Raw genomic sequence first — 21,863 nt, forward strand, 5'->3', positions numbered from 1 at the left:
ACCAACCACCCGATACGCCGCGTTACCTGGCGATACCCCGCGATACACAATGGGGGCTACTGTCGGGGCTAGAACGGCGGTGCCGCAGACTGACCACCAAACCCGCCGGTTGACGCCGGTTGCCCACCCCACGGATCGGCCTGCTGACCACTCGGCTGCTGAGCATGGCCACCCTGCTGCTGGTCGTTCCGCTCCCGCTTGCGAACCTGCACGTCCTGGAACGTGATATCCGGGCCGATACTCTCAACCTCCAATTTGAATACTGTCTGCGGCCCCTGATTCGACTGCCAATCCTCCGCCTTCAACCGGCCAGTAGCGTTCACCCTCATGCCCTTATCGAGCTGGCAAACACCCTCGGCAGTCTTGCCGAACGCCACCGCCTGTACCCAAATCAGCGGGCCGTCTACCCAACCTTGTTGAACCTTCTGACGCTCGCACCACGCGATACTAAAATTCGCGTACGCCTTGCCATCCTTCGAGAACTTAAGTTCCGGCTGCTTGCCGAGATTGCCCTGTAGTGAAACGTGTGCCACGAGTGGCACCTCCAATCTTGATTGTGGTTTAACCCTGACGCTTTGCCAGGTTCTTCTTGAGTTGCTCCCCAAACCCCTCCGGGAGGGTGGGGCGTGGTAGTTCCGACTGAGTGGGGGTGTATCCCCGCACCTGTGCGAATGTGCCAGCTTTGAGCTGGCGGTCGCGCTCTTCCCTGCGCTGCTCCCGCCAAGCCCGCAACCGAGGCCGGTACCTCGGGTTGGTTTCCCACCTGTCGAGCACCACTTTCGTGGCCTGCTTAATCTCGCGGGGCGTAACCATACGCGGGCCAGCAAGATCACTGGCCCACACCTTGACGGCCTCCGGCCACACCTCCGGCGGGACACTGATACTGCCTAGCACCTCCGCCCAGATGTCGATGGTCTCCTGGGACGGCTGCGGGAACCTGTCCGGCGCTAGGCGCTTGCCTGCTTCAAGGACGGCAGCGGCTAATGCCTGCTTTTGCCTCCATTGCATTTCATATCACCTCCCCTCATGGCTCTAGCGGTGGCCAAAATGGGGCCTGTTCGTCCGACTGTAGGGCCGGGGGGCTTTCCACGCCTGTTTGTTCCCAAGACTCCCTTAAGACGTCTAGGAACGATGCAGGGCGCGTCTCCGACTGACGGGCACTACCACGCGCCGGGAGGGGATCATCATCCCAACACTCGCCGTTAAGCCACGTGGCCGGGTGCTTGGTGAACTCATCTTCCCGGTTCGGGTCATCGCGGTAGCGGATCATGCCCTCAATGATGGTTTCAGCGTCTGCTTTCTTGAGAGCGCGTTTCCATGCCTCACGGGCCTTGCCCTTGCCCGTCTTGCGGGGCACAACCTCCCAGAAGTCATCGAACCAATTTTTCCGGGAATGAGCTATAGATTGATCCTCCTTGGTTGATGTTGATCCTTGATCTTTCTTGGTGTTCAATTTTTGAACCGGTGTCGGTTCAATTTTTGAACCGGAGCCCGGTTCAATTTTTGAACCGGTGCAATTTTTGTCCGGTTCAATTTTTGAACCGGAAACTCCGCTTCCAAGACGTTCCTCCACCACCTCCGGAGTCAACTGCCACAACCTATCCACATGGAAAACGAAGTGGTTTCGCTGCCACCTATCTCCCTGCGGAGACTCCTTCGAGATGGTCACAACCCCCAACGCCTGAAGGTTCTTCAACGCCGTGGAAATTGTCCCCTTGGCCATGCCAGTCTGCTTACTGATGGTGGAGTAGCTGGCATGAAACCCCTCAGCATGAGTAAGCAGGTTCGCCAGCAGATGGACGGTAGAGTGTGGGAGCCGAGAGCGGAAGATATTTACCGGGTAAGACACCCACCCGGTATGCCCCTGAACCGTAATGTTCACCTACACCACCTCCGGTGCTGGCTCATAGCTGCCGTCCTCGGTAAGGATTACCCACCGGCCACGAACACTCATCGGCACCTCTGCGGGGTTGGGGTGGTGGGAGTGGACTATCAAACCTAGGTCCCGGCCTTCGCGCGGTGAGTGGTCTGTGATGTAGCGGTGACATGCGGAGCACAACGCCGCGCCGTTAGGTATGGTGTCGTTTCCCTGCTGCCTGCGCTGACGGTGGTGCCACTCCTGAGCCAGTCCGGTGCAGCACTTCAATCCGGCTTCACACCTCCCTTCGTTCCGTATCATCACCGCCTCATAAACCTGGGTAGGCATGACCCCACCCCGGCGCGGACGGGACCTTATAGAGCTACGTTTCACGCCCAAATCTCCTTTCTGTAGGCACAAAAGAAGCAGGCCCCGTGTGCTGGGGCCTGCTTCACTGATGGTCACGGGTCACTGTGGTGGGCCGTCCACAACCTCACCCTGAACGACTTCACCCGACCCTTGTGCTGCTGTCATGCGCTCTAACGTGGCAGTGGCCATCTGAATAAGTTCCTTATCCCCGCGCTGGTCATAGAAGGCGATACCCTGCCGGATCTTGTCGAAGTCCCCGGCTTGCTCAAGCTGCATAAGTTTCTCCGCCGCCTGCTTGACATACTGCCGGCGGTTTTCCTGCTCCTCACGCTGCTGCTGCACCTCATCGTTGAACTGGCCGTCCACGCGAGTCTCCACGTAGGACGTTGCCGGAGTATCCGGCCCCACTCCCATCGCGGTAAGCAGCTTCGCCACCGCGAAGTCCTTGAAGGCCATCTCCCCGCCCACGGGCAGCTGCAACTCCGGCACGGTCGTGGCGATCTTCGTCATCGTCCACTGCCGAGGGCGCCGGGCATGAAGAACAACCTGAGTATGGAACGGGAGGTTTTTCTCCGCCTGAACCTTCCACATCTTGTCCCTGGTGGGGTTGCCCTTATCGTCCATCGCGGTGACCAGTTCCAGGCGGGCGGTGAGTAACACCGGCCCCCTAAACTGCCGGCACTGGGAGAGGATACCGCCCCACGTCTCCTTGATTTTGTTCCACAAGTCCATCGTGATCCGCGCGCCTTCTTCGGGGACGTTCTTGCCCCGATTCCGGGCCCTGCGGTTCGCTTCGTCCTGTGCGTTGTCTTGGAGCAGGCCCCAGATTTCGGTCATGCTGTCAATGATCAGCATGTTGTATTTCCCGTCCGGTGCGGGTTGCTGCGCAGCCCACTGAATGGCCCCTCTAATCTGCCCGAGGGTGCCGTCATGCTCGATGATTTCAAAGTCCGCACCGGGCACCGCCCCGTAGGCGTCTGCTTGGGACTCACCAACTTCGATGAAGAACGCCCGGCCAACTTCTTCCATACCGGTGGCTTCTACTGCTGCCCAGGTTTTGCCCGCCCCCTCAACCCCGGCTAGGAGGATTAGTGGGAACGCGGCTTTCCCGGACGGCTTACGCGTCTGAAAGTCCATACGCTATTTCTCCCCACTCTCAAGCTCAAGCACGGTCCCGGCCTTCTTGACCAGGTGGTCAATTGCGGCCTTGACTGGCTTGGTACGCCCCGGCGATACGGTAACGCGGGGCGCTGAGGCTTCTTTAATTTTCCATCCGGCCGGTAGCTCACCGGTGATTTGCCACTTCTCTAGTACGCCGTCCGCAATTTCCTTGTGATCGGCGGGGGAAATCTCTGGCACAAGCAGGTCCTCCCGTTGGTGCTTGATGAGGAAGTCCACAATCTCGATATACCTATCGTCGCCTTCTGTAGGTAGGCCGTCAAGAATCTCCACGCCTTGCTCCATGGCCATGGCCATGAGTACGGCGGGGTCTTCACAAACTGCTTTCTTGTTGGGCACGCTCTTGGAGATGGAGCCAAGGGCAAGGCCCTGGGCGTTTTTGATGGTGCGCTTGTCGCCGGGCTCCAGTTGCCTTGTGAACGCGTCTTTGTGGTCCTGGTGGATTGCGTACAATTTTTTGAGCACCGCGGCCTGTAGGAGTACCTTCTCTGCGAGGTCGCGTTCTGGTACTACGGGGGTATTCTTGGGTTGTTCCATTGTGATTGTCCTTTCGTGGTGGAACTTTTGTCCCGCTCATGGGTTGCCGCCATGAGCGGGGTTTAGTGGTGCGGGGTTAGTTTCCGCGCTGAATGAAGCGGTCTAAATCCTCCTGGCGGTAGACCACGCGTCTGGGGCCTAGGCGGTGGAACGCTACCCGCCCCGTCTTCCTAAACTTGTAGAGCGTATTCCTGGTTACGCCCAGGTAGTCGCACGCTTCTTGCTCCGTCATAAACCCCTCTGGGGCGTTAATTCGACTCATCCGGCTCCACTCCGGGGATGTCCCACCCGTAGTCCTCAATGGCTGCAAGGAGAGCAGTTATGGGGAGGGATTGGTCGACGTAGTCACGCCTCATAGCGGTCACCCATAGGAGGTCCTTTAAGGCCTCGGGCATGTCAGCTGTCTTCCTGGAGTGCGTTCCCAAGCTGAGACAGACCCGTGGAGTGCTATCAACGATAAGGGTCACATGCCCGTAGTCTGTGCCTTTAATATCGTCATTGGGAGCTAGCCGCCATGTGTACTGGACTGCATAGCTGTCGGGGGCTGGCGTCCCATGGAGACGTTCCACCGTTGGTGTGCTGTCGTCGATGTGACTGCCGAACGCCTGGGTGTAGTGCCTCCCGAGGGCTTTACTGATTTTTTGTGCCCACTTGTGGGCGTAGAGGTTGTTGTGAATGGGGTTGGCCAGCCATGGCCAGATGTTGAAGTCAAGGGGGTGGGTCATATGCGTCCTTCTTTCAGCATTGTGGTTCCGGAGGGCGTTACCTCCTGGACTTTGAGGGTGGTGCCTTTGCCCGTGAGGGTGACGAGGCCCAGGGCCTCGAGTTCTTCCATGCGGGCGCGGCTGATTTTTTGGCCCCGTGCTGCACGGCGGAGAGCTAGTAGCCCGGAGCGGGATAAGCCGTTCATGACAGGCCTCCTAGGGCGCTGCAGTAGTGGGCCAGGCCCGGCGGGGGCAGAATCATCAGCCCGTAGAGGGCTACGCCTACTAGGACGCCGAAGATGAAGATGAGCACGTCAAAGCGAGTGCGTTTGCGGAGTTGGTCTTGGAGTTGGCGGACGCGGGGGTCTGGTGTGCCCCGGCGTGGGCGGACGGTCTTAGTGGTCATGGTTGGTCCTTCCTGTGGTCGAGGTGGGTTACGGCGCAGTGCAGTGCTCGCAGTAGTGAGCGCGCAGCCGCGTGGGTGAGGTTGTGGGTGACTTGGAGCTGGCCACCCTGGTAGTGATTCATGTCGATGTCGAGGGTCACGCCGTCATGCGGGTTCGCGGTGACCTCCCCGTGGTCCCACCGAGTGGTATCTGTGAGCCCGCTGGTGTCGAGGTAGTCAGCCACAACCTCCGGCGTGACTAACCGGCGCCCCGCGAGGGCGAGTTGCCCGCCGAGTTCGAGGGCTTGCTGGCCGGTGAGGGTGATAGACCCTTCCAACTCCACGCCCGTCTCGTGGCGGTGAAAGTCCAGCTCCACCCGGTCACAGATGGTCTGAACGTAAACGTTCCCGGGGCTGAGTTTCATGCGATAGCTACTCATCAGTGGGGCCTCCGCTCTCGGCCTCCGCAATGACATCTCCGAGAAACCTGTGCAGCAGTTTTGCCTCCCACACATCCATGTTGGCGGTCACGTCCGCGCCCATAGGGGAGGTGCATAGACTAATGGTCAGCGCAATCAGGTTCGAGGTCACTGCGGTGACCTCAACTTCCCTGGCCCCGATTTTTATCCAAGGCATTTGCGTACCTCCTTGGCGGCCTCGCGCACAAGGTCACTAGCAATGGCTAGTGCCTCATGCGGGTGCAGGACTAGCTGCATGGTTGATTCTTCGGCCTGGCCTCTGATGACAATGTTCAGCACGACAGTCCCATCACCGGAGGTGGTGTGAATGCTTTGGGTCATTTCGCGCATGTCAGTACCTCCAAGTACGGGCCTGATTTACGGTGCGCCGCGCGGTGCAGGTAGGCGCGTAGTAGGGTGCGGAGTGTCCACCGGGCTGGCTTATAGTGGCGGGTCATGCTGCTGTTCTCCTCTCGATGTAGTCCTGGACGGCCTGCGGGGTGATTCGCCAGGGTGAGCGGTGCTTATCCGTGAGCTTGAACCCCACAATCTCGCCGGTGTTGAGCATTTTGTTGACCGTGATGTGGTGTATACCGAGATAGTCGGCTACCTCGTGGACAGTGAGTAGCCTGGTAGGCTGTGTCATGTCTGATTCCTTTCCTGGTATGGACAAGCCCCGGTGTGCTGGTATCGCACCGGGGCACTTTTCATGGGGGTGTGCAGTAATGACCTCGCCGGAGTTTTGACGGCGTCATGGGCCACACTTAGAGAGGGACAATGTCGCGAAACCCCCTCGTTTGACACACCCCCTTGTGCCCGTGGCTGGAATCGAACCAGGCCACCACCTACTGCGCCTCTAAAAGGCGGCTTCAAAGCTGGTGCCCCTACCAGGGAGCACGGGCTGGGTTGTTCCGTCTGTTGCCTCCCGCCTGGCGCTACCCATAGGCGGAGTGTGGACTAGCGGTTTCAAGGGTCATCGCGATCTAAGAACCACGCTCGCCCGACCTGCTAATCCGTATCTTGACGGAGACTTTCACTATTCAGTTTTCATACAACCTGGCCAACCGGTGTTCCTCACACTTCCCCATGCGAGGACCTCCGGGGCCTTGTGCCTACCCGGGGACTCGAACCCCGGCAGGGACCATCTAGGCGACTATTTCTCTTGCTCCATGTCGGACGGCTCGAGGTAGTCATCCTCGTAGAGCATGTCCAGGCAGTTGTTCCACTTATCTGCCTTCCACAGCGCAGCTTGCAGGGAGTTCACCTTGAGCTTCAGGCGGTTAATCTCGGTTTGTTCAGTCATTTCATTTCTCCTTAGTTGTCTGGTGTTTCCTCGTTCATGTCGCCGTTGTGCAGAATGTCACTGCCGTACAGGCGGTTGTAGATGTCCTCCGCGACCTCCTGTGAGTTCTCCACAGTGTCAGTCAAGGCGTGGCGTAGCCGGTCAGCGCGGGCGTTAGTGTTCATGAGTTCGTCCGACAAGCTGGTCGCCAACTCCTGGTACCGGCCCTTCATGCGCTTCAGCTGCGCAATCTCACGCTGCACGCGGGCCTCACGCTCAGCAACCAGCCGCCAGCCAAGGGCGTGGGCACCACCGGCAGCGAAGGCCCGGATTAGGCAAATAGTAAATTTCATGGTCAAGCTGCTTTCTTTCGATGTAGATTGGTCAAAATTTCGTTGTAGATAGGGTCGCCCGGGGCTAGCTGTCCTCCATCGGACTTTCGCACCATGCGAGGCTCGGTATTGTGGCTGCCAACCTCTTTCGCCCGGTAACTTGCCTGCGTCACGTGGTACTCCACGCCGGAGTTGATAACCTTCCAGGCACTAATCCGGGTGTCGTGGGACTCCGCGCGTCGGTGACTTAGCACAATGAAAGCCATGTCAGCTCCTCGGAAGGTTGAGATCTTCATAGAGACGGACAATCTCCCGGTGTGCGTTTAAGATGAACTGGTCGTAGGTGTCGGGGTCGGCCTGCATGACTGCTGCTGCCATGACGGCGTAAATAGCGCCGATTCGAGGGTCTGCCGTCCCGCGACCGTTATTACAGGCAATGAGGTCGGTTAGCCAGGTTGGCAAAGCTGACTGTGGGTAGTAGGCGGCTTTTTCGCGCCGAGAGTCTTCCATCTCGAGGTACTGAATCGCCTTGTCCAGCTCCTTGTTTTTTGGGGTGGCTGCCCAGATGGAGCGGAGGGCGTTGCCAAGGTTGTAGGGAAGTTCCTGGGCGATGGTGGAGATGTCGTAGCCCCACGGTGGAATGGTTGCGGTCATGGTTGTGGTTTCCTTTTTGATAGTGGGGCTATAACTCATTGAGCGACCTCCATGCTGGTTTGCTTACTCAACCCCAGGCGCTTAGCCAGGGCCGGGGCGTAGAACGCCTTGACATACATGGTTTGCTTCACCTGGCCGTTATGCAGGCGGGGCGCATTATGCTGCGGACGGAGGTCAAACCACTTATTACTGGCCTTCCCTGCATAGGCACGCCACTCAAACTCGTCCACCATGCAGTTCTTACTGGCCGACCAGCGGGAACCAACACGCCGCCGGAAAGCAATATCCAACTCCGTCAGCATGGCGCGCACCTTGTAGCCCGTAGTGCCATGCTCGCGGGCGAAATCATCCACGGTTATCACATCCACATCTTCACGGATGTACTTCTCGTGATACTCCAAGGCCGGGGCTGCTGCCTCCACAATGGCCTCCGCCGTAGTGGCCCGCGCCTCCAACTCCTTGATGGTGGAGTCCGCTTGCACCAGCGCCTTCGCCATGAGCTCCGGCCCAGTGAGTTCCACCTGAGCCTTGGCCCGGCGCTCACACTCAATGAAATACTGACGCGCCTGCTTACCCTTCTCCGTACGCTGAATCATGCTCAATTCCTTAGCCATGTCCAGAGTGACGATGTGGTCAGTACGGGGGCGACCTCCGGTACTTTCCGACATTTTTGTCGAAAAGTCCTTATCCTCCTCAAATCCGTATGAGACCATGCGAGGGAACCACTTATCGTATGGAGTGGTCACCGCCAGGAACTCGTGTAGGTCCCTACCCAGGACGGCCTGTGCGCCGTCATGTTCTGTCAGTGGAATTAACCCAGTCATGTGTTATCCTTTCCTTACTTTTCGTTGTTTCGTGACCCCCGGCCCTCTTCGCCGGGGGTTTACTTATGCGGCCTGTTCGGAGTCGGTTATCTGCTCGAATAGGGCTGCGATGTAGTCCTCATCTCCCTGTGCTGCGCTTACGCGCAGTGCCAGGCGGATAGTGACTTCTGCCCCGGCGCGTAGCCGGGCGATGTCCGCGGGGGCGCAACCGATGAATGCGGCCAATTGGCGGTCGCTTGTGAGGTTGCGGGTGCGCATGATGTGGTCAAGCGCCCCGGCGCGGAAGCGGTAACGCGGCACGGTCAGTGTGACGGCCATGTCAACCTCCTTGTGGTCCAAAAATCTTGTTCTGTAGTGCAGCTCTGCGCCGCTGACTACAGTTTGCCAAACATGACTATCGTTCGCAACACCCCCATTTCTACCCACCCCCACAATATACCCCCGTCACCTCTTTTGACCTGGCTTTATAGCGGGTGACTACGGTTTGCTATACAGTAGGGGGCATGAAAACATCTGACTGGTTAAACGACCTCAAGGGCGATGACTCCATGCGCCAGGCCTCGCAGGCAAGTGGCTTCGCCCAGACCACTCTTCAGCGCCAGGTAGACAAGGGCCAGTTCTCCCCTGAGATGGTCATTGCGTTGTGTCGTGCCTATGGGCGCTCCCCTGTGCAGGGCCTTATCGAGACTGGGTACATTCATGCTCATGAGGTGGATAGCCCAGCTGTTGCGGTCGCCCTCGAGAAGGCCACTAACGCGGAGCTGTTGGCGGAGATTAACCGCCGCTCTGACCCTGAAGCCCGCTATTTGTTCACCGCAGACCTTGACCCGGAGGTCGTGGACATTCAGGAAGACGCCGAGGTTTTCCACATCGCGCCTACTGATGGCACGGTGGTTGATTTCGACTCCACCTACGGCTCCCATGAGTACGCCGCCGACAGTAGCTCAGATGAGCAGGCTGAGCGCGAGCGTAGAGGGGAGGACATGATTGATTGATGACCTCATAGCCACCGCTGAGGCCCGGGGGTACACGGTGGCGTGGCACCGGGGTGGCCCTAAAGCCGCCTGGCTGCCACACTGCCACACAATCACACTCCGGCTAGGCGCGGACGAGGCCCACACTCTCTGCGCCCTAGCGCATGAGTTGGGTCATGCTCACTACGGCGACCCACCCGGCCACCACGGGGCGCAGGAGCTACGTGCAGACAGGTTTGCTGCGCAGCTCCTGGTAAGTCCCTCCGAGTACCGCACCGCAGAACTCATCTACGGTGCACACCCCCAGCTCCTAGCCACCGAGCTAGGAGTAACCAAACACATAATCGAAACCTGGCAGCAACTGCACACCAATGTGTGGGCTGCGTAGCCACTCAAGAAAGGCCTCTCCCAAATGTCTCAACCTGCTCCATACTCAGACGGCGCAAAACCAACCAGCAAGAAAAAGAAGGGCTGCACAGGGTGCCTGGTCACGCTAGGTGTACTGATGGTGCTCGCCGCTGGCTGCGATGCTGTTTTTGGGGGCGAGGACGATACTCCCGCGCCCTCAACCACGACGACCACCTCACATAAACCGGCAACCACCACCAGCACCACCTCTAGTACCACTACGCGCACCTCTGTGGTAGCCACGACTGAGGCCACCAGCGTGCAAGAAATGCGGATTAACCAGCCAGACGAAGCCCCCAGGTTTGCCGATGTCCCAGCTGATGACGCCTCTCTACCTGATACTGATATACCGGCACCCAATATTCCGCCAGCTGTCGAGGAACCCCCAGCACCGACACCCCCAGCACCAGCGCGAAAAAGCGGTACCTGCTCGGAAATTGGACATAAGGTCTACCGAGGGGACGGTATCTATCAGTCGCGACACGACCGCGACGGTGACGGCGTTGGCTGCGAATCCTACCCCGGATAGAGCCTGTCTCTAGCCTCATAATATTACTTTCTATGAAAGGAAAACCATGACCAGTGAAACCCCTCACTCATCCAAGAAAACCGGACTGATTCAAAAGATTCTCATGGGACTTGGAGTGCTCCTTCTTGTCCTGATGATCGCGATCGCCGCGATAATGGTCCTCGTCCCTGATTCCGGTCGCCCTGATGGGTTCAACTCCGCAACCGAGAAAGACCGTGTCTGGGCTGCGTATAAGTGCAAGTATTTCCAGGACGTTGACGCCGGGTTCACCGCTATAGGGATCACCCACAGTATTCTGAACGATGACGTCCCACGGGACGAGGTACCAGAAGCGCAGCGCTACCAAAAGAAGCTGGCTAAAGCGGGCGATGTCGGGGACGTTATCGAACTGGAACCAGGCACTAATATGTGCACCGGATGGCTTTGGACGTGGTACCAGAGGCAGGAAGGGTACATGAAGGATTACGAAGCCTTCACGCTTGAAACAGCTCGTAACGAAGGCGTAGTCCGAGAATAAAAAGTGCCCCGGTGTTGAGTTACGAGCTCGTGACCGGGGCGGGGTGTCCACTACCTACCAAAGTATGCAGACAAGGGAGAATTTTAGCATGGCTTCAATCAGGAAGTACGGGTCGTCGTGGCGTGTTCAGTACCGTGACCCGCAGGGTAAATCACGGACTAAATCTGGATTCCGCACCAAGACCGCAGCGCAGGCCTGGGCGGATAAGAACGCCACGGAGGTGCGTACCGGGGATTGGATTAACCCCAATGCTGGTGCTGTGACTATTGGGGAGCTGGGTGTCCGGTGGTTGGCTATGCAGACCCACCTTAAGCCGTCCACGCGGGAACTCTACGAGCAGGTGTGGTCCGGGGCGGTTGCACCGCACTGGGGTGGTGTGCAGGTGGGGCGTGTGGCTCCCTCGCAGGTGCAGGCGTGGGTGTCGTGCTCCCCGCACAAGGCGTCTTGGACGCGGCACGCTCACAATGTTTTGGCGCAGATACTGGACATGGCGGTCGCGGACGGCATGATTCGGGAGAACCCAGCAAGGGGTGTGAAGCTCCCACGTAGGGAAAAATCAGTCAAGGTTTTCTGGACTATGGCGCAGTTGCGGTTGTTCGCGGCTGAGTGTGGCGACCGTGAAGACCTTATCCTGCTGCTGGGGACTTCTGGGTTGCGGTGGGGTGAGGCTATTGCTCTGCGTCCGGAGGACTTGGACCCGCTGCGGGGCCGGATTCATGTCACGCGTAATGCCGCGAAGGTGGGCAACAAGGTGGTGCTGGGTAGTCCTAAGACGCATGAGCGGAGGACGGTGGCGGTGGCTGGGCATGTGATGGATATGCTCGTGGCTCGGGCGGAGTCGGTAGGCCGGTCGGAGTTGCTGTGGACGGGGCGGCGCGGGGGCTGGCTGATGTCGCCGGGTCATCGGTCGTGGTTTGCTGGGGCGTTGGAGCGGGCGCAAACAGCTGACCCCACACTGCCCAGGATTACCCCTCACGGGTTGCGGCATGTTGCTGCGGGACTGCTGGTGGAGTCCGGGGCGAATGTGAAGGCGGTGCAGCGTCAGCTGGGGCACGCGTCTGCGACTATGACGCTAGATACTTATGCGGAATTGTTTGATGATGGGCTTGATGTGGTGGCGGATAGTTTGGACGCGGGGTTTTCTAATGTCGTAGAAATGTCGTACGGAGATAGGGAAATAAGCGGTTTACGCAGGTAGATTGGGTGCTTTTCGCTAGGTTCGAGTCCTGGTGGGGAAGCTTTTTACCACCCCTTCCACCAGCGTAAATTCTGGCAGGAGGGGTTTTCTCCTCCCTTACCGCGAATTGCCGCGGTTCTACAGCGTTGAAAAGCTCTAGGTTAGCCACACTGGCACGGGCCCGGCCGGCCTGCAGCCATCTAGCCAAGTACCCGGCCCCCGACGTTTCATCACAAAACGGAATCATTTTGCCTACGAATCAAATGCCGGTAGAAGACTTTTCTCACCTTCCTGTTAGTATCTCTAAAGGTGCGCAGCGGTTATAGCTAACTTGCTCCCGCATTACACAAGGAAATGACCTTGCCCTGGCCGCAGTGCTGCCGGGCCGTTGGGCAATACCCAACGCGTTAACGCTTAAGTGCTAGCTAGCTGCTCATTTCCTTGTATAAGGGTCTAGCGCGGCTTCTTGACCGCGGTCTTCCCTCCGAACTTTTTCAACACTCCCGAGAGGAACCCCTGTGTCTAATAAATTTAATCTTCGTGAAATCTCCGAAAAGAAAGAGGGCTGCGGCCGCGTCGCCCTCATGGTCCTGGCGGGCATGATTGTACTTCTGCTCCTTCTGGTAGCTGGCTGCAACGCCATCTTCAGCGATGATGATGACGAAGGCACCACTGTGGTTGTCTCCACCACCGCTGTGACCGAGGATAAAACCCACGTCGAAGAGCACCCAAAGGTTGTCACCGAGACGGTCGAGGTCACCGCAACGGAAACCACCACGGCAAACAATGCCGCACCGGCTCACGGCAACGCTCCTGCAGCATCTGCAAACCAGCCTGACCTGGAGACCTGGGCCAAAGAAGCTATTGGCGGCTCCGCTGATGAGTCTTACGCCACCATCGCTGGTAAGGCCGGCTCCCCCGCTTGGGCTTTTTCCATCGCTGACGTAATCTTCGACGAGAACGGCAACATCGCCGTCCGTACCCAGCTCAACGCTGATAGCGACAAGGACGTCGCTGAGGAAATCGCAAAGCTTTTCGCTGAAGCATTCAGCCACGACAACCGCCCGGCTGACGCTCACAACGTTACCCAAATTGTTGTCCAGGACGGCGCCGGTGAGATGATCACCCAGGAGTCCGTGAACTAACCACGCCTGCCCACTTCCGCCCTTCGCCTTGTGCGCGGGGCGGTTTTGGCGTTTTAACCCCAAGTGGAAGGGAGGGTTAAGGGAAAGCGCGTGCGGCACTAGCCGTGGGCGTAGGAGGGCCCGCCACCGCCACCAGCTGCGCTGCGGCTACCTCCACGCGGCAATGATGCCGGGTGGAACACAACTAATCCGGCAGCGCCTGATAAGACTCCAACGCCATCTTGCGAGTCAGTTTTAGGTCCACCAAAGGCTCCGGATAGAAAGGCGTGTGGAGCTCCTCAACCCAATGCTCGCAGTATTCGAAATCAACGTCGAACCGCTTCTGCTGAGTTTCCGGGTTGAATATCCGAAAGTATGGTGCCGCGTCATCGCCGCACCCGGCCACCCACTGCCAGTTAAAGGTGTTGGAGGCCATATCCGCGTCCACAAGCGCGTCCCAAAACCACTCCTCCCCCATCTTCCAGTGCATGCCCAAATTCTTAGTCAACAACGACCCCACCACCATGCGCACGCGGTTATGCATGGTCCCGGTGGCCATAAGCTCCCGCATCCCGGCGTCCACCAGGGCGATCCCGGTTTCCCCGCGCGCCCACGCCGCAAACTCGCCGGCTTCCGAACTCTTATCCACCTGTTTGCGGTAAACCTTGTCAAAGTCCACATCTTCTTTCCACCAGGGGAAGTCGCGAAACTTCTCACGTAAGCTCTCCTCAACCATGTGTGGGTTGGCAAACAGTCTGTGCCAGGCGAAATCCCGCCACAGCAGCTCTTTGCGGAAAACCTGCGCGTCCGCGCCCTCATTGTCCACCCGGGAGGCCAGCGCGTAGACGCTGCTCACACTTATCTCCCCGAAACGCAGGTGCGGCGAAAGCCTGCTGGTAGCTGGCTTGGCGGGAAAATCCCTCTCCGCTTGGTAGCCGCCCACGGGGAAGAACTCGCGGGCCAGCGCCCACGCCCCGGCCTCACCGGGCTGGTAGTCAAAGGCTGCCGCCCACTCCGGCTCCCCGCGGTCAGCGGGCAGCAACCCCAGCCCGGCTATCTCCGCCAAGGTGGCGTCTACATCAGCTCCGTCGCCCTCCAGCTTCTCCGGCGCGGCCCCACAATCCCATGTCACCGGCTCTAACTGCTCCATGGCCCGGCGCGAAAAAGGCGTGTACACCTTGTATTTGCCCCCGGTATTAGTTTCCACCTCCCACGGCTCCAGCAGCAGGTGCCCGGCAAAACTCTTTGCCTCCGCCCCGTTGCCGCGCAGCGCCTCTTTGATACGCGCGTCCATCTCACACCACGGCTGGTAGTAGCGCCTGGACCAGGCCACGGCAGTGGCCCCTAGTTCCTCTACTACGCGGGGGACCTCTTTCTCCGGGTCCCCGGAAACCACCCGCAGGCGCACGCCATAGTCCGCCAAGTCCCGGGCCAAGGCGCACAAGCTATGGTGAAGCCACCACTGGCTTGCCCGGCCCAGCTGGCGCGTGGTACCGGAGGTGTCAAAGATATACAGAGCCTCAACTTGCCCCTGCCCCGCCAGCCACTCGAGCGCCGCGAGGTCTTTGACCCGCAAGTCATCGCGAAACCACATCAATCCCTTGTCCTGTTGCATGCTCCCCACCCTAGCCGGGAATGTGGGGGGGCCAACACGGCAACCTTAAGAGCCCGGTTGCTAAGCCTTCTTCTCCGGGGTGGCATAAGGGCTACGGGACGCGTCAATGACCTGCCCACCATGCGCGGAGTGTGCAGAGAGGGCGGAGTCGTTTTCAAAGGCAAGCGCAGCGGGTTGCACGCGGACATCAGCCTTTTGACCTGGTTCAACCATCACAAACTGACCCATCATTCCCTCATCCTCATGCAGGAGCATGTGGCAGTGGTACATGTAAGGAATGGTGGGGTCCGGGAAGTAAGCAAACTCCACCAGCAGCGTAGCCGTGGCCTTGGGAGGAAGGTCTACAGTGTCTTTCCACCCGCTAACCGGGGCTTCCACACCCTCTGGCGTATCAAAATCAATGACTTTGAATCGAGCGTTGTGGATGTGGAAGTTGTGCGGCCAATCGGAATTTTCATTGGTCACTTTCCAGATTTCTGGCTCACTGTGGTCGATGGTGACGTCCACCCGGGCCATGTCGGTGCGCTCACCGTTAATCATGAACGTGTTGAGAATGAACTCGCGTTCCTTGAGCCCAGTGGTGGGCGGCGTAGCGGCGGCATCGGCATCTAGCACCTCCGGCAGTGGCCCCGGCTCCGCAGCCCCCTCATTGGGGCCTGTGATACGCAGGATGTCAAAGGTGTCCTGGAAACCAAAGTCCGCCGCGTACTCATCCTGCGGGATGCCAAAATTGTCCTTCCGAGGAACAGATTTCAGCAGCACCTGTTCCTCCGGCTCCAGGTCAATGAGCACCTCCACACGCTCCCCTGGGCCAATGAACACCTCATCTACTTCCTGCGGAGTGTCCAGCAGGCCCACGTCAGAAGCGATAACTTGCATTGGCTTGCCGTTGTCCAGCACCAGGTTATAAAAGCGCATGGAAGCACCGTTGAGCAGACGCAAACGCACCCGGCGAGTAGTTGCAGTAAATTCCGCATTGGCAATACCGTTGACGACCGGCGTGGTACCCAACAATCCCAAAGTTTTGTCAATTTCGTGGTCAAGCTGGCCGTCTTCGGTAAACTTCACGTCTGTAATGACCACAGGGATGTCGTCCACCCCGTACTCTTTGGGGATGTCCAGGCTTTGCGCCACATCATCATCCACGATGAACATTCCGGCTAGGCCGCGGTAGGCGTGCAAGGCAGTGGCCAGGTGCGGGTGCGGGTGGTACCAGACCGTAGCGGCCGGCTGAATGACCTCCCACTCCGGCTTCCAGGTCTTGCCCAGCTCAATTGGGGAGTGCGGCCCGCCATCCGAATAGGCTGGCAGCTTCATGCCGTGCCAGTGCACGGTGGTCATCTCAATGGTGTTGTTAGTGACCTCCGCGCGAACCTTATCCCCCTTCTTGGCGTAGAGGGTAGGGCCCAAAAACGGGCCGTTGAAACCCCAGGTCTTAGTGGTGGGAATGCCGGCAATAATTTCCGTCTGACCGTCCTGCGCAGTGAGCTTGAACACCCGCGTGTCACCGTCCATATCCCCTTCCAGAAGTGGGGGTATGGGCAGCGGTCGCGGCGCGGTGTCATAGCCCAGCGGTTCTGGCTGGTCTTGGTTAGCCCCCGACGTTGAACAGGCAGCCAATGCCTGACCAGCAGCCATGCTAGTGGTGAGGATAACGGCCCCGCGGAAAAATGTGCGACGTGAAAATTCCATACCCTATAGCCTATCTATTCACGGCCCGTAATAGTACCCGGTGGGATCAACGACACGCAGCGAAAACCCGGAGGGCCGGCTCTATCAAGTGGAAGTTTTAACCCCCTTTTGTGCACGCTGGTTGAGCTAGACCGTTAAGATTGCCCTTAGATTTTAGAGCATACAAAGACACTCAAGGAGCTACTTTGACTACCGCCCACCCCTCCGCCCCCTGCGCAGTCGTAGTACTTGCAGCCGGTGCGGGTACTCGTATGAAATCCACTAAACAGAAGACACTGCACGAAATTGGTGGACGTACCCTGCTTGGCCACGCGCTGCACGCCGCAGCGGGGATTGAACCAGAGCACCTCGTGGTTGTGGTCGGTCATCAGCGCGACCAGGTGGCTCCCGCAGCTTCCGCAGTAGCTGAACAACTAGACCGGGAAATCCTCCAGGCCGTGCAGGATGAGCAAAACGGCACTGGCCACGCGGTGCAGTGCGGTATTGAGCCCCTAGGGGGCTTTACCGGCACCGTGATTGTTACCAATGGTGACGTACCGCTGCTGCGCCCTGAGACCATCAAGAAGCTCCAGAACACCCATGAATCCGAAGGCAACGCGGTGACGGTGTTGTCCATGGAAGTAGAAGACCCCACCGGTTACGGGCGTATCATGCGCTTGTCCGACGGCCAGGTTTCCCAGATTGTCGAGCACAAAGACGCCACCGAAAAGCAGCGAGCAGTCAAAGAGGTTAACTCCGGAGTCTTTGCCTTCGACGGCGCAATTCTTGCAGAAGCCCTAGGCCAGTTAGATTCCAATAACTCGCAAGGAGAGCTCTACATCACCGACGTCCTGTCCATCGCGCGCACGGCCGGTCACCGCGTGGGCGCACTTATCGCTGCGGATCCACAGGAGCTGGAGGGCGTCAACGACCGCGTCCAACTAGCCCACGTTGGTAAAATCCTCAACCGCCGCTTGGTAGAAGACGCCATGCGTGGCGGTGCTACCATCATTGACCCAGAAACCACCTGGATTGGCGTGGATGTAAAGGTGGGCAACGACGTCACCATCTATCCCGGCACACAGTTGTGGGGCAAGACTAGCATTGGCCAGGGTGCTGAGATTGGCCCGGACTCTACGCTCACCGATGTGACCGTGGAGGAAGGTGCTTCGGTCATCCGCACCCACGCCACCGATTGCACCATCGGCGCGCGCGCCACCATTGGGCCGTTTACCTACATCCGCCCCGGGACTGTCCTGGCAGCAGAGACCAAACTAGGCGCATTCGTGGAGGCCAAGAACGCCCAGATTGGCACCGGTTCAAAGGTCCCACACCTGACCTACATTGGGGACGCCACCGTTGGTGAGCACTCCAACATCGGTGCCTCCTCAGTTTTTGTCAATTATGACGGAATCAACAAGCATCACACCACAATCGGCTCACATGTACGCACCGGCTCCGATACTATGTTTATTGCACCCGTGACCGTAGGTGACGGCGCGTACTCCGGAGCAGGTACAGTAATTAAGGACGATGTTCCACCAGGAGCACTCGCCGTATCCGGTGGCAAGCAACGCAACATCGAAGGCTGGGTAGCCAAGAGGCGCCCAGGCAGTGAAGCCGCGCTTGCCGCTGACAAGGCACAGAATAACTCATCGGACCAGAAGTAACTTTTAAGGAAGGTACCAGCCATAATGACCGGTAAAATCACTGGCAGCAGCAAACGAATGATGCTCTTTTCGGGGCGCGCACACCCCGAGCTAGCGGAGGCGGTTGCCCGGGAGCTTGACACCGATTTGGTCCCCACCACCGCGCGTGACTTTGCTAACGGTGAAATTTTCATCCGTTTCGAGGAATCAGTGCGCGGTGCGGATTGCTTTGTTATGCAGTCTCACCGCCAGCCACTGAACAAGTGGTTGATGGAACAGCTCATCATGATTGACGCCTTGAAGCGTGGTTCCGCGAAGCGAATCACCGCTATCTTGCCTTTCTACCCCTATGCCCGCCAGGACAAAAAGCACCTTGGCCGCGAGCCCATTTCTGCGCGCCTAGTGGCAGACCTGCTGGCAACCGCTGGTGCTGACCGGATTGTGTCAGTGGATCTCCACACCGACCAGATCCAGGGTTTCTTTGACGGTCCCGTGGACCACATGCATGCGCAGCCCATCCTGACCGAATACATCAAGTCCAAGTACAGCACTGAGAACATGGTTGTGGTCTCCCCTGACGCCGGCCGCGTGAAGGTAGCCGAAAAGTGGGCCAGTGACTTAGACGGTGCCCCACTAGCCTTCGTCCACAAGACCCGCTCTAACACCGTTGCCAACGAAACCGTGTCCAACCGCGTGGTTGGTGACGTTCAGGGCAAAGACTGCGTTCTGCTCGACGACATGATTGACACCGGCGGAACCATCTCAGGTGCCGTAGGCGTCCTCCGTAACGCCGGCGCAAAGACCGTCCTTATCGCCTGTACCCACGGCGTATTTTCCGATCCTGCCCGCGAGCGCCTGTCCAACACCGGCGCTGAGGAAGTCATCACCACCGATACCCTTCCTCAGTCCACAGAGAACTGGCCAAACCTTACCGTCCTGTCCATCGCGCCGCTACTGGCACGTACCATTAACGAAATCTTCGAAAATGGCTCCGTAACCACGCTGTTCGAGCGCTGCTAGGCAAGTAGACAATCAAAGCCGTCCATGCTCGCGCTTGGACGGCTTTTAGCGTTCCTCGCTCCGCCCGGGAATTCCCGGCCAGGAAACTACAGGCCTTGCTGCAACAATCTCCGGACCACCCCAACGGCAGGAAACCCGCGCGGGACTTGAATATGCTTGCGCATTCCGATAAAATTTCTTCAGTCTCGGCGAGGGGGACTGGCCACCACTATGGTGGCCGGAAAACCGTAATCGACGCGATGTAAATCTCAAGCATTTATTAGCCTGCGATGAACTCAGCCCAGACGTCCATCGGCAGGCATTTGGCGTTTTTACCCTCTTGCCTTGCCATTCCACATTTTCTAAAGGAGTAGATTTCATGGCTAATGAAACCCCAGTATTGAAGGCTCAGACCCGTAAAGAATTTGGCAAGGGCCCATCCCGCCGTCTGCGCGCAGCCGGCCGCGTTCCTGCCGTCACCTACGGCCACGGCATTGACCCATTGCACTTTTCCGTTGACCGCCTAGAGGCCACCGCGCTCATCCGCAACTTCGGCGTTAACGCTGTGTTCGAGCTTGACCTCGAAGGCGAAAAGCACCTGTCCATGGTCAAAAACATTGATCAGAACGTTCTGACCCTGAACATTGATCACCTTGACTTCCAGTACATCAAGCGCGGCGAAAAGGTCGAGGTTGAGGTTCCTTTGGTTGTCGAAGGCGAAACCGAGCCAGGTACCCAGTCCCTGCAGGTCCTGGACGTTGTCCTGGTCGAAGCCGGCGTGCTCAACATTCCGGAAGAGATCACCATCTCCGTCGAGGGTCTGGCCGACGGCGACTCCGTCACCGCTGCAGACATCACCATGCCAGAAGACGTCACTCTGCTTACCGATGAGGAGACCACCCTGGTCACCGTCGCTATCCCGGAGGTTGACGAGGAGCTCGAGGCAGCCGCTGAGGCCGCTGAAGAAGGCGGCGCTGAAGCTGGCGCTGAGTCCACCGAAGAGGAATCTGAGGAAGAGACCAAGGAAGACAGCGAAGACGAGGAGTAAATTCCTTTCTTCACCCCTTCCACCCAAGGCCATCGCGTACCCCAACCGGGGACCACGCGGTGGCCTTTGGCCTTCGATTTTCCTACTCCCAGATCCCAGGTTTTAGCCCATACAAAAAGGGAACCACATTGAGTGGTTCCCCTTTTTCCTCTGCCCGCTAGGACTCTGGAAAACTTTTAAAAGATGGTTGGCAGGGTTAGGCCGTTGCCAAACATTGCGAAAAGACCAGCGCCCAGGCTGATAACGGAAACAATAACGCCAATAGCGATTGCCGCTGCCTGCCAGGACTTGTTCTCTACAACCTTGACCTCCTGCTTCTTACCATCAATGATGACGGTCTTAGTCTTTTCTTTGGAGCCAAGAGAAGAACTGCCGCCGTCCATCATGGTCTGCTCGGAAGACTGCGCCTGCTCCGTAGGCTTGTCATCGGCGAATGCCTGTGGGGCGGCAACACCGGTGGAAACTAGTGCCAGGCTGGCACCCAGAACGGCGAGGCGTCGGGAAAGTACGGTCATGGTGGTTCTCCTTTTTTCAAAAAGCAACGGCTACCTCACGCCCCTGGAACAACAGATGCGAACGCAAAGTAAATTTCTCTTACCATGATATAACAATGCCAGCGCAATAGGGCTTATTGTTTTCACACAAAATCTTCAAAACGAAAATGCAGTCAATAAGAAAGCCAAGCGTCCCCCGCCAGACTGGGAACGGCCTCCCCCGCAACCCATCTACGCCACCTCCGCCCCCACGGCCGTTGCGTTTAGGCGGATTGGTCACGCGCCGGCGGGCAAGCCTGTGGTTGAATGGTTCCCGTGTCTACTACCCTGATTATTGGCCTGGGAAACCCCGGCCCCAAGTACTCCGGAACCCGCCACAACATCGGGTTTGACGTTATTGATGAGCTGGCCAGCCGAGTATCCCCCATGCCGGCCGCGCTCTCAGTGAATAAGAAGACCAACACGGACATCGCCGAAATTCCGGCGGGCAATCTACTCTCCGGCAAGGTGATCTTGGCCAGACCTAGGTCCTTTATGAACCTGTCCGGCGGGCCCGTCAAAGCACTCGCCCAGTATTTCGGGGTTTCGCCTGCAGATTTAATTGTCATCCACGATGAACTGGAGATGGAATTCGGACAGGTGCGCCTGCGTACAGGTGGCGGGGACCACGGCCACAACGGTTTGCGCTCAATCACCAAATCCCTAGGCACCAAGGATTACCAGCGGCTTTCGGTAGGGATTGGCCGCCCCCCAGGACGGATGGATCCGGCCAGCTATGTTCTTAAACCCTGGGCAAAGAAGGAATCCTCAGAATTGCCTATTATTTGCGCTGACGCCGCTGATCTAGTGGTCTAGCTAGGTTGGCCCTGCGGAACTCGCACCACTCAATACCTCCTGCGGTCATCAGGCCATTCGGGGTGAGCGCCCTGGCGTGGGTACTGCTTGGGATTTTAAAGGAAGCGGGCGCGCTGTTGGGCGCGAGTGTCTGGCACAAAGCCGCTGGACTTTGCGGCGTTCCGGAGGCCCTTGCTCCCCCGGAACCTAGCGCCAGTGGTCCACGCCCCGGGGAAAATCAT

General features: G+C 58.3%; 33 protein-coding genes. 10 read left to right on the forward strand and 23 right to left on the reverse strand.

What is annotated here, in order from left to right; translation table 11 throughout:
• Positions 1-68: 68 nt before the first annotated feature.
• From F4V58_RS12525 to F4V58_RS08040, 20 genes are all read right to left on the reverse strand, one after another.
• Complete coding sequence (locus F4V58_RS12525) at positions 69-533, reverse strand: single-stranded DNA-binding protein (protein ID WP_075734906.1); 465 nt, start codon at positions 531-533, stop codon at positions 69-71.
• 28 nt (positions 534-561) lie between these two features.
• The gene (locus F4V58_RS12530; RefSeq protein WP_075734908.1) at positions 562-1,008 is read right to left on the reverse strand and encodes a hypothetical protein; all 447 of its coding nucleotides are present in this window, start codon (positions 1,006-1,008) and stop codon (positions 562-564) included.
• Between the two features lie 16 nt (positions 1,009-1,024).
• Positions 1,025-1,882 (reverse strand): helix-turn-helix domain-containing protein, encoded by an 858-nt coding sequence (locus F4V58_RS07960; RefSeq protein WP_075734910.1) that lies wholly within the window; start codon positions 1,880-1,882, stop codon positions 1,025-1,027.
• Positions 1,883-2,251: a hypothetical protein gene (locus F4V58_RS07965; protein WP_084559734.1), complete on the reverse strand. Its 369-nt coding sequence runs from the start codon at positions 2,249-2,251 to the stop codon at positions 1,883-1,885.
• 75 nt (positions 2,252-2,326) lie between these two features.
• Positions 2,327-3,364, reverse strand: coding sequence for an AAA family ATPase (locus F4V58_RS07970; RefSeq protein WP_075734912.1), 1,038 nt, complete (start codon positions 3,362-3,364; stop codon positions 2,327-2,329).
• Between the two features lie 3 nt (positions 3,365-3,367).
• Positions 3,368-3,943, reverse strand: a complete 576-nt coding sequence (locus F4V58_RS07975) for a hypothetical protein (protein WP_075734914.1) — start codon at positions 3,941-3,943, stop codon at positions 3,368-3,370.
• Positions 3,944-4,019: 76 nt separating this feature from the next.
• A complete protein-coding gene (locus tag F4V58_RS07980) occupies positions 4,020-4,205 on the reverse strand; it encodes a helix-turn-helix transcriptional regulator (RefSeq protein WP_084559735.1) in 186 nt (61 codons plus the stop codon).
• Positions 4,192-4,668 (reverse strand): hypothetical protein, encoded by a 477-nt coding sequence (locus F4V58_RS07985; RefSeq protein WP_075734916.1) that lies wholly within the window; start codon positions 4,666-4,668, stop codon positions 4,192-4,194. Before F4V58_RS07985 ends, F4V58_RS07980 begins: the two co-directional genes overlap by 14 nt.
• Complete coding sequence (locus tag F4V58_RS07990; RefSeq protein WP_075734918.1) at positions 4,665-4,853, reverse strand: hypothetical protein; 189 nt, start codon at positions 4,851-4,853, stop codon at positions 4,665-4,667. Before F4V58_RS07990 ends, F4V58_RS07985 begins: the two co-directional genes overlap by 4 nt.
• Entirely contained in the window at positions 4,850-5,053 is a 204-nt protein-coding gene (locus F4V58_RS07995) for a hypothetical protein (RefSeq protein WP_075734920.1), read from the reverse strand. The genes F4V58_RS07990 and F4V58_RS07995 overlap by 4 nt, the downstream gene beginning before the upstream one ends.
• The gene (locus F4V58_RS08000; protein ID WP_075734922.1) at positions 5,050-5,472 is read right to left on the reverse strand and encodes a hypothetical protein; all 423 of its coding nucleotides are present in this window, start codon (positions 5,470-5,472) and stop codon (positions 5,050-5,052) included. Before F4V58_RS08000 ends, F4V58_RS07995 begins: the two co-directional genes overlap by 4 nt.
• A complete protein-coding gene (locus F4V58_RS08005) occupies positions 5,465-5,668 on the reverse strand; it encodes a hypothetical protein (RefSeq protein ID WP_075734924.1) in 204 nt (67 codons plus the stop codon). The genes F4V58_RS08000 and F4V58_RS08005 overlap by 8 nt, the downstream gene beginning before the upstream one ends.
• Positions 5,656-5,841 carry a hypothetical protein gene (locus F4V58_RS08010; RefSeq protein WP_075734926.1) on the reverse strand — a complete coding sequence of 62 codons (186 nt, stop codon included), beginning with the start codon at positions 5,839-5,841 and terminating at the stop codon, positions 5,656-5,658. Before F4V58_RS08010 ends, F4V58_RS08005 begins: the two co-directional genes overlap by 13 nt.
• 103 nt (positions 5,842-5,944) lie before the next feature.
• On the reverse strand, positions 5,945-6,136 hold the full coding sequence (locus tag F4V58_RS08015) for a helix-turn-helix domain-containing protein (RefSeq protein ID WP_075734928.1): 192 nt from the start codon (positions 6,134-6,136) through the stop codon (positions 5,945-5,947).
• Positions 6,137-6,643: 507 nt separating this feature from the next.
• Positions 6,644-6,793 (reverse strand): hypothetical protein, encoded by a 150-nt coding sequence (locus tag F4V58_RS12535; RefSeq protein WP_157105773.1) that lies wholly within the window; start codon positions 6,791-6,793, stop codon positions 6,644-6,646.
• Between the two features lie 11 nt (positions 6,794-6,804).
• Positions 6,805-7,125 (reverse strand): hypothetical protein, encoded by a 321-nt coding sequence (locus F4V58_RS08020; RefSeq protein WP_075734930.1) that lies wholly within the window; start codon positions 7,123-7,125, stop codon positions 6,805-6,807.
• Positions 7,126-7,127: 2 nt separating this feature from the next.
• Positions 7,128-7,370 carry a hypothetical protein gene (locus F4V58_RS08025; RefSeq protein WP_075734932.1) on the reverse strand — a complete coding sequence of 81 codons (243 nt, stop codon included), beginning with the start codon at positions 7,368-7,370 and terminating at the stop codon, positions 7,128-7,130.
• Between the two features lies 1 nt (position 7,371).
• Positions 7,372-7,758: a hypothetical protein gene (locus F4V58_RS08030; protein ID WP_150385753.1), complete on the reverse strand. Its 387-nt coding sequence runs from the start codon at positions 7,756-7,758 to the stop codon at positions 7,372-7,374.
• Between the two features lie 35 nt (positions 7,759-7,793).
• Positions 7,794-8,582: an antA/AntB antirepressor family protein gene (locus F4V58_RS08035; protein ID WP_075734936.1), complete on the reverse strand. Its 789-nt coding sequence runs from the start codon at positions 8,580-8,582 to the stop codon at positions 7,794-7,796.
• Positions 8,583-8,645: 63 nt separating this feature from the next.
• On the reverse strand, positions 8,646-8,900 hold the full coding sequence (locus tag F4V58_RS08040; RefSeq protein ID WP_075734938.1) for a hypothetical protein: 255 nt from the start codon (positions 8,898-8,900) through the stop codon (positions 8,646-8,648).
• 185 nt (positions 8,901-9,085) lie between these two features.
• Here F4V58_RS08040 and F4V58_RS08045 point away from each other — a divergent pair, with 185 nt between their 5' ends.
• The 6 genes from F4V58_RS08045 (at position 9,086) to F4V58_RS08070 (ending at position 13,332) form a co-directional block, all read left to right on the forward strand.
• Entirely contained in the window at positions 9,086-9,577 is a 492-nt protein-coding gene (locus tag F4V58_RS08045; protein ID WP_075734940.1) for a hypothetical protein, read from the forward strand.
• Positions 9,570-9,944 (forward strand): ImmA/IrrE family metallo-endopeptidase, encoded by a 375-nt coding sequence (locus F4V58_RS08050; protein ID WP_075734942.1) that lies wholly within the window; start codon positions 9,570-9,572, stop codon positions 9,942-9,944. Before F4V58_RS08045 ends, F4V58_RS08050 begins: the two co-directional genes overlap by 8 nt.
• Before the next feature lie 24 nt (positions 9,945-9,968).
• Positions 9,969-10,493: an excalibur calcium-binding domain-containing protein gene (locus F4V58_RS08055; RefSeq protein WP_150385754.1), complete on the forward strand. Its 525-nt coding sequence runs from the start codon at positions 9,969-9,971 to the stop codon at positions 10,491-10,493.
• Between the two features lie 46 nt (positions 10,494-10,539).
• Complete coding sequence (locus F4V58_RS08060) at positions 10,540-11,010, forward strand: hypothetical protein (protein ID WP_075734944.1); 471 nt, start codon at positions 10,540-10,542, stop codon at positions 11,008-11,010.
• 88 nt (positions 11,011-11,098) lie between these two features.
• A complete protein-coding gene (locus tag F4V58_RS08065) occupies positions 11,099-12,208 on the forward strand; it encodes a site-specific integrase (protein ID WP_075734946.1) in 1,110 nt (369 codons plus the stop codon).
• A 497-nt stretch (positions 12,209-12,705) separates the two neighbouring features.
• Positions 12,706-13,332 (forward strand): hypothetical protein, encoded by a 627-nt coding sequence (locus tag F4V58_RS08070; protein ID WP_075734948.1) that lies wholly within the window; start codon positions 12,706-12,708, stop codon positions 13,330-13,332.
• 184 nt (positions 13,333-13,516) lie between these two features.
• On the opposite strand, the gene F4V58_RS08075 is transcribed toward F4V58_RS08070, so the two are convergent.
• Both F4V58_RS08075 and F4V58_RS08080 read right to left on the reverse strand, forming a co-directional pair.
• On the reverse strand, positions 13,517-14,926 hold the full coding sequence (locus F4V58_RS08075; RefSeq protein ID WP_075734950.1) for a cryptochrome/photolyase family protein: 1,410 nt from the start codon (positions 14,924-14,926) through the stop codon (positions 13,517-13,519).
• 60 nt (positions 14,927-14,986) lie between these two features.
• A complete protein-coding gene (locus F4V58_RS08080) occupies positions 14,987-16,618 on the reverse strand; it encodes a multicopper oxidase family protein (RefSeq protein WP_075734952.1) in 1,632 nt (543 codons plus the stop codon).
• A gap of 185 nt (positions 16,619-16,803) precedes the next feature.
• Here F4V58_RS08080 and glmU point away from each other — a divergent pair, with 185 nt between their 5' ends.
• From glmU to F4V58_RS08095, 3 genes are all read left to right on the forward strand, one after another.
• Complete coding sequence (gene glmU, locus F4V58_RS08085) at positions 16,804-18,267, forward strand: bifunctional UDP-N-acetylglucosamine diphosphorylase/glucosamine-1-phosphate N-acetyltransferase GlmU (RefSeq protein ID WP_075734954.1); 1,464 nt, start codon at positions 16,804-16,806, stop codon at positions 18,265-18,267.
• Between the two features lie 24 nt (positions 18,268-18,291).
• Entirely contained in the window at positions 18,292-19,266 is a 975-nt protein-coding gene (locus F4V58_RS08090; RefSeq protein ID WP_075734956.1) for a ribose-phosphate diphosphokinase, read from the forward strand.
• Positions 19,267-19,624: 358 nt separating this feature from the next.
• Positions 19,625-20,293 carry a 50S ribosomal protein L25/general stress protein Ctc gene (locus F4V58_RS08095; protein ID WP_075734958.1) on the forward strand — a complete coding sequence of 223 codons (669 nt, stop codon included), beginning with the start codon at positions 19,625-19,627 and terminating at the stop codon, positions 20,291-20,293.
• Between the two features lie 176 nt (positions 20,294-20,469).
• Here the strand turns inward: F4V58_RS08095 and F4V58_RS08100 are convergent, their stop codons facing one another.
• Positions 20,470-20,808 (reverse strand): hypothetical protein, encoded by a 339-nt coding sequence (locus F4V58_RS08100; RefSeq protein ID WP_075734960.1) that lies wholly within the window; start codon positions 20,806-20,808, stop codon positions 20,470-20,472.
• A gap of 285 nt (positions 20,809-21,093) precedes the next feature.
• Between F4V58_RS08100 and pth the strand changes: the two genes are divergently transcribed.
• The gene (pth, locus tag F4V58_RS08105; RefSeq protein WP_084559736.1) at positions 21,094-21,642 is read left to right on the forward strand and encodes an aminoacyl-tRNA hydrolase; all 549 of its coding nucleotides are present in this window, start codon (positions 21,094-21,096) and stop codon (positions 21,640-21,642) included.
• The last annotated feature ends 221 nt before the right edge of the window (positions 21,643-21,863 follow it).

This window comes from Corynebacterium phocae, assembly GCF_008693075.1.
Taxonomy (GTDB): Bacteria; Actinomycetota; Actinomycetes; order Mycobacteriales; family Mycobacteriaceae; genus Corynebacterium; species Corynebacterium phocae.

What these genes read in the sequence shown, in the direction of transcription:
- F4V58_RS08075 (WP_075734950.1), bottom strand. Translation starts at nt 14,926, where the DNA reads ATGCAACAGGACAAGGGATTGATGTGGTTTCGCGATGACTTGCGGGTC.
- F4V58_RS08005 (WP_075734924.1), bottom strand. Translation starts at nt 5,668, where the DNA reads ATGCCTTGGATAAAAATCGGGGCCAGGGAAGTTGAGGTCACCGCAGTG.
- F4V58_RS08080 (WP_075734952.1), bottom strand. Translation starts at nt 16,618, where the DNA reads ATGGAATTTTCACGTCGCACATTTTTCCGCGGGGCCGTTATCCTCACC.
- F4V58_RS12535 (WP_157105773.1), bottom strand. Translation starts at nt 6,793, where the DNA reads ATGACTGAACAAACCGAGATTAACCGCCTGAAGCTCAAGGTGAACTCC.
- F4V58_RS07985 (WP_075734916.1), bottom strand. Translation starts at nt 4,668, where the DNA reads ATGACCCACCCCCTTGACTTCAACATCTGGCCATGGCTGGCCAACCCC.
- F4V58_RS08030 (WP_150385753.1), bottom strand. Translation starts at nt 7,758, where the DNA reads ATGACCGCAACCATTCCACCGTGGGGCTACGACATCTCCACCATCGCC.
- F4V58_RS08020 (WP_075734930.1), bottom strand. Translation starts at nt 7,125, where the DNA reads ATGAAATTTACTATTTGCCTAATCCGGGCCTTCGCTGCCGGTGGTGCC.
- F4V58_RS08090 (WP_075734956.1), top strand. Translation starts at nt 18,292, where the DNA reads ATGACCGGTAAAATCACTGGCAGCAGCAAACGAATGATGCTCTTTTCG.
- F4V58_RS07995 (WP_075734920.1), bottom strand. Translation starts at nt 5,053, where the DNA reads ATGACCACTAAGACCGTCCGCCCACGCCGGGGCACACCAGACCCCCGC.
- F4V58_RS07970 (WP_075734912.1), bottom strand. Translation starts at nt 3,364, where the DNA reads ATGGACTTTCAGACGCGTAAGCCGTCCGGGAAAGCCGCGTTCCCACTA.
- F4V58_RS08010 (WP_075734926.1), bottom strand. Translation starts at nt 5,841, where the DNA reads ATGCGCGAAATGACCCAAAGCATTCACACCACCTCCGGTGATGGGACT.
- F4V58_RS08035 (WP_075734936.1), bottom strand. Translation starts at nt 8,582, where the DNA reads ATGACTGGGTTAATTCCACTGACAGAACATGACGGCGCACAGGCCGTC.
- F4V58_RS07980 (WP_084559735.1), bottom strand. Translation starts at nt 4,205, where the DNA reads ATGAGTCGAATTAACGCCCCAGAGGGGTTTATGACGGAGCAAGAAGCG.
- F4V58_RS08055 (WP_150385754.1), top strand. Translation starts at nt 9,969, where the DNA reads ATGTCTCAACCTGCTCCATACTCAGACGGCGCAAAACCAACCAGCAAG.
- F4V58_RS08045 (WP_075734940.1), top strand. Translation starts at nt 9,086, where the DNA reads ATGAAAACATCTGACTGGTTAAACGACCTCAAGGGCGATGACTCCATG.
- F4V58_RS08000 (WP_075734922.1), bottom strand. Translation starts at nt 5,472, where the DNA reads ATGAGTAGCTATCGCATGAAACTCAGCCCCGGGAACGTTTACGTTCAG.
- F4V58_RS08015 (WP_075734928.1), bottom strand. Translation starts at nt 6,136, where the DNA reads ATGACACAGCCTACCAGGCTACTCACTGTCCACGAGGTAGCCGACTAT.
- F4V58_RS08095 (WP_075734958.1), top strand. Translation starts at nt 19,625, where the DNA reads ATGGCTAATGAAACCCCAGTATTGAAGGCTCAGACCCGTAAAGAATTT.
- pth (WP_084559736.1), top strand. Translation starts at nt 21,094, where the DNA reads ATGGTTCCCGTGTCTACTACCCTGATTATTGGCCTGGGAAACCCCGGC.
- F4V58_RS08025 (WP_075734932.1), bottom strand. Translation starts at nt 7,370, where the DNA reads ATGGCTTTCATTGTGCTAAGTCACCGACGCGCGGAGTCCCACGACACC.
- F4V58_RS08040 (WP_075734938.1), bottom strand. Translation starts at nt 8,900, where the DNA reads ATGGCCGTCACACTGACCGTGCCGCGTTACCGCTTCCGCGCCGGGGCG.
- F4V58_RS08060 (WP_075734944.1), top strand. Translation starts at nt 10,540, where the DNA reads ATGACCAGTGAAACCCCTCACTCATCCAAGAAAACCGGACTGATTCAA.
- F4V58_RS08065 (WP_075734946.1), top strand. Translation starts at nt 11,099, where the DNA reads ATGGCTTCAATCAGGAAGTACGGGTCGTCGTGGCGTGTTCAGTACCGT.
- F4V58_RS07990 (WP_075734918.1), bottom strand. Translation starts at nt 4,853, where the DNA reads ATGAACGGCTTATCCCGCTCCGGGCTACTAGCTCTCCGCCGTGCAGCA.
- F4V58_RS12530 (WP_075734908.1), bottom strand. Translation starts at nt 1,008, where the DNA reads ATGCAATGGAGGCAAAAGCAGGCATTAGCCGCTGCCGTCCTTGAAGCA.
- F4V58_RS07975 (WP_075734914.1), bottom strand. Translation starts at nt 3,943, where the DNA reads ATGGAACAACCCAAGAATACCCCCGTAGTACCAGAACGCGACCTCGCA.
- F4V58_RS08100 (WP_075734960.1), bottom strand. Translation starts at nt 20,808, where the DNA reads ATGACCGTACTTTCCCGACGCCTCGCCGTTCTGGGTGCCAGCCTGGCA.